Source organism: Binatus sp. (SeqCode) (assembly GCF_036522015.1).
GTDB lineage: Bacteria > Desulfobacterota > Binatia > Binatales > Binataceae > Binatus.
Map to the genome: position 1 here is coordinate 1 of NZ_DATDGQ010000248.1, position 3,497 is coordinate 3,497.

The following is a 3,497-nucleotide window of genomic DNA, read 5'->3' on the forward strand; positions in this document are numbered from 1 at the left end:
ACGCCCTCAATCTTCGAGACCCGCGCAACTACTTGATTGAGTATCTGATCGATTTCGCGCTCAGTCGGCATCCGCCGAGCTTAAGTCGCCCCCCGCAATCGAGCAACGACTTGTCCTTCCGGTCCCAATTCTTCCCCTCTCCCTGTAAGGGAGAGGATGAAGGTTAGGGTCCTTATACAGCGCGCATTTTTCGCGCGCGATTTAAGATTCTGCTCCTGTTCTGAATCTGTCCGCCGAGGTTACGCAAAGCCCACGACAGCAAGGGTTGGGGGTCAGGTTCCGACGCAGTGAAGTCTCAACCTAGGTATTAGCCCGCGCCGATGCGTCAATCGCGGGTGGCAGCACCGCTCCCAACAACGCCTGCAGCCTCGCGATACGCCGGTTCAACGGCGGATGCGTCGAAAACAGGTTTGCGAAAAATCCCTCGTTGTCCTCGCGAACACCCTCGCGCGGATTCACGATGAACAGATGCCCGGTTCCCGCCGTCCCTTGCTTCAACGGCGATTCGATCTTCGCGATATGCTGCAGCGCGCGCAGCAACGCCCGCGGGTTGCGCGTGAACTCGACCGACGACGCGTCCGCGAGATATTCGCGCTGCCGCGAAACCGCCATCGCCAGTAGTTGCGAAAAGATCGGCGCCACCGCCGCCAGCACGATCACCGCTACCGTGATCAGCGCCGCCACCTGGTTGTCGCGACTGTCACTGCCTCGCCCGCGCCCGCCGAAGCCGCCGAAAAACATCCAGCGGTACACGAAATCCGACAGCATCGCGATTCCGCCGACCATCACCGCGATCATCATCATCGTGCGGATGTCGTAATCCGCGATGTGCGACATCTCGTGCCCGATCACGCCTTGCAACTCTTCGCGGTCCATATCCTCAACCAGGCCTTGCGTGACGCAAATCACCGAATGCGCCGGGTCGCGTCCGGTCGCGAATGCGTTAGGAGACGGGTCGTCGATCAAATAAACCTTCGGCACCGGCATCCGCGCCGCAGTCGCCATTTCATTGATCACGTCGAGCAAAATCTGATGCTGATTCGTGTAGGGCGTGAGCGGAGTGGCGTGGACCGACAGCAGGACCAGGGACGCCCCACTGTAATACGACACCATCGATTGCACGCCCGCGAAAACCAGCGCCGCAATAGTCAGTACCGGAAATCCGACCAGGTGCCCGTCCACAATCGCAACGTCGCGCGCGGCGATATCAAGTCCGAGTCCAAGCGCTCCCAGCAGCAACATGAACGCGACCACCAGCACCGCCGTCTCGCGGCGATTGGTCCCTTCCAACGCCCTGAAGTTGCTTGCCGCCATCGCGCGTCCCTGGCTGCTGTGCTCAGGCGCGCGGCGCGGTCATCGAAAGATCGACCTTGGGAACGGCCTGCTCTTCGGGCGCGCCTTTGAAATATTCCGCAGGCGTGAAACCGAAATTACTCGCGATGAGATTGGCCGGGAAGCTCTGGATGCGCGTGTTCAGCTCGAGCACGACGTCATTGTAAGCCTGTCGCGCGTACGCGATTTGATTTTCTGTGGTAGTAAGCTCTTCCTGCAGCTTGAGCACGTTTTCGTCGGCCTTCAGCTGTGGATAGTTCTCCATCACGGCGAGCAGCTTGCCGAGACCGGTCGTTATCTGCGTCTCCGCCGCCATGCGCGAGGCCTGGTCCGGCGCGCTGACCGCCTTGGCGCGCGCCTCGACAACCTGCGTCAGCGTGTCGCGCTCGAACTGCATGTAGCCTTTGACGGCTTCGACCAGGTTCGGAATCAGGTCATGACGGCGTTTCAACTGTACATCTATTTGCCGCCACGCATTATCTACTTGATTGCGCAGACTGACTAATCGATTGTAGGCAAAGATTACCCACGCGACGATAGCCACTATGATAATCAAAAATATCATTTGTACTCCCACATGAAAGAGAGACCTTTGCATGACCTGGAAATCTTCCCCTCTCCCTGTAAGGAAGAGGATGAAGGTGAGGGTCCTTTTACAGCGCGCTGTTTTGCGCGCGATTCAAGATTCTGCATCTGCTCCGAATCGTGCAAAGCTCTCCTGTAAGAGTCAGCTCGAGGTGGCTTCGTCGGCTGCACTCACGACGCCGGCAGTATTAACCGCCGGCGTCTGAGCCAAAATTCCCCTGGCCGTCTGCACGAAGCTTCCGGCGCGCCGGCTAGTTGTCGAAATCCACTTTAATCTTGAACGGTTTGCTCTCCGGCCGCTTCGGCACCGTCACTTCCAGCACACCGTCCTTGTAGGCCGCCTTGATTCCATCGTGACCTGCATCCTCAGGCATCGTGAACGCGCGACGCATCGTGCCGTACGCCCGCTCGGACAGATGGACCTCGGCGTCCTTGGACCACTCGGGCCGTTTGCGTTCGGCCTCGACCACCAGGTTCCCGTCCTCGACTCGAACATCGACCGACGCGCTGTTTATACCGGCCATCTCGAAGTAGAAATGATAACCGTCCGCGTCTTCGACCACGTCAGCCGCCGGCGCCGCCTTGCGCGCGGGCTCGACCTCGTTCCACAACACGTTCCAGTGGCGCAGCAATGAGTCATTTGGCGTATAGCCGTTCATCCGCATTTCCATCTTGAAGAAAACCTCCTGCCGTATTTTTTCTGCGGCGCGATTTTTAATTTCGGGGCCGCTCGGCGCGAGGAAGGCTCTATCTGTCCTTCGCTCGAATCGCCTCGCGTCCCACAATTTCAAGGTAAGTACGAACTCGAACGCGTCAAGCGACACATCACGCGAAACATCGAAATATCAGGCAAAAGCGGCTATTTCGTCGGCTCTGCAGCCTTCGAGACGTTTGCAATTTCCTGCGCAAATCGCGCCGCCATCTTGCTATCGCCGTTGCGTTCGGCGATTTTCATACCCTCATCCAGCTCTTTGAGAGCCCGCGGAATTTCGCCTTTGCCGAGATACACACCAACCTTGCGAAAGATGCGCGCGTAGAGCTCTCCTTTTTCGGCGGCGTTCATGGCAACCAATGCGAATTTAGTTCACGAAAACGAAACTCGCGATACGATCCTCGACGGTTCTATCACCCTGATCCAGCCAAAGCTCGGATACCGCTTCTCGATCGAAGCGATCCTGCTCGGCCGCTTCGCCCGAACAAACCCGCGCGACCGGGTGCTCGAGCTTGGCGCCGGATGCGGCGTCGTATCGATCATGATTGCCACTCTCTACCGCCCGCGCGAAGTCATCGCGATCGAAATCCAGCGCCCGCTCGCCGATATGATCGCTCGCAGCACCGCAATCAACCGACTCCAGTCGGTTACAGCGGTAAACGCCGACCTGCGACAGAAAAAAATCGCAGGCGTCGATCCCGCGAACTTCGACTTGGTCGTCGCCAATCCTCCTTATCGCGCAGCAGCCTCTGGCCGCGAGAATCCCGACCACGGCCGCCGCGTGGCGCGCGGCGAGGGCGCCACCGTCTTGACGGATTTCGTCGCGGCCGCGCGCCGCTACGCGCGCACTCGCGGCCGCGTCGCATTC

5 protein-coding genes are annotated in these 3,497 nt (G+C 59.1%); 1 reads left to right on the forward strand and 4 read right to left on the reverse strand.

Going from position 1 to position 3,497, the window contains the following annotated elements; genetic code table 11:
• Positions 1–300 precede the first annotated feature (300 nt).
• The 4 genes from VIW95_RS10620 to VIW95_RS10635 form a co-directional block, all read right to left on the reverse strand.
• A complete protein-coding gene (locus VIW95_RS10620) occupies positions 301–1,314 on the reverse strand; it encodes a M48 family metallopeptidase (RefSeq protein ID WP_331586208.1) in 1,014 nt (337 codons plus the stop codon).
• Positions 1,315–1,336: 22 nt separating this feature from the next.
• Positions 1,337–1,897, reverse strand: a complete 561-nt coding sequence (locus VIW95_RS10625; protein ID WP_331586210.1) for a LemA family protein — start codon at positions 1,895–1,897, stop codon at positions 1,337–1,339.
• A gap of 271 nt (positions 1,898–2,168) precedes the next feature.
• A complete protein-coding gene (locus VIW95_RS10630; RefSeq protein ID WP_331586212.1) occupies positions 2,169–2,588 on the reverse strand; it encodes an Hsp20/alpha crystallin family protein in 420 nt (139 codons plus the stop codon).
• A 188-nt stretch (positions 2,589–2,776) separates the two neighbouring features.
• Positions 2,777–2,980 (reverse strand): hypothetical protein, encoded by a 204-nt coding sequence (locus tag VIW95_RS10635; protein WP_331586214.1) that lies wholly within the window; start codon positions 2,978–2,980, stop codon positions 2,777–2,779.
• Here VIW95_RS10635 and VIW95_RS10640 point away from each other — a divergent pair.
• The coding region (locus VIW95_RS10640) for a tRNA1(Val) (adenine(37)-N6)-methyltransferase (protein ID WP_331586216.1) at positions 2,979–3,497 on the forward strand (519 nt) is incomplete at its 3' end. The genes VIW95_RS10635 and VIW95_RS10640 overlap by 2 nt on opposite strands.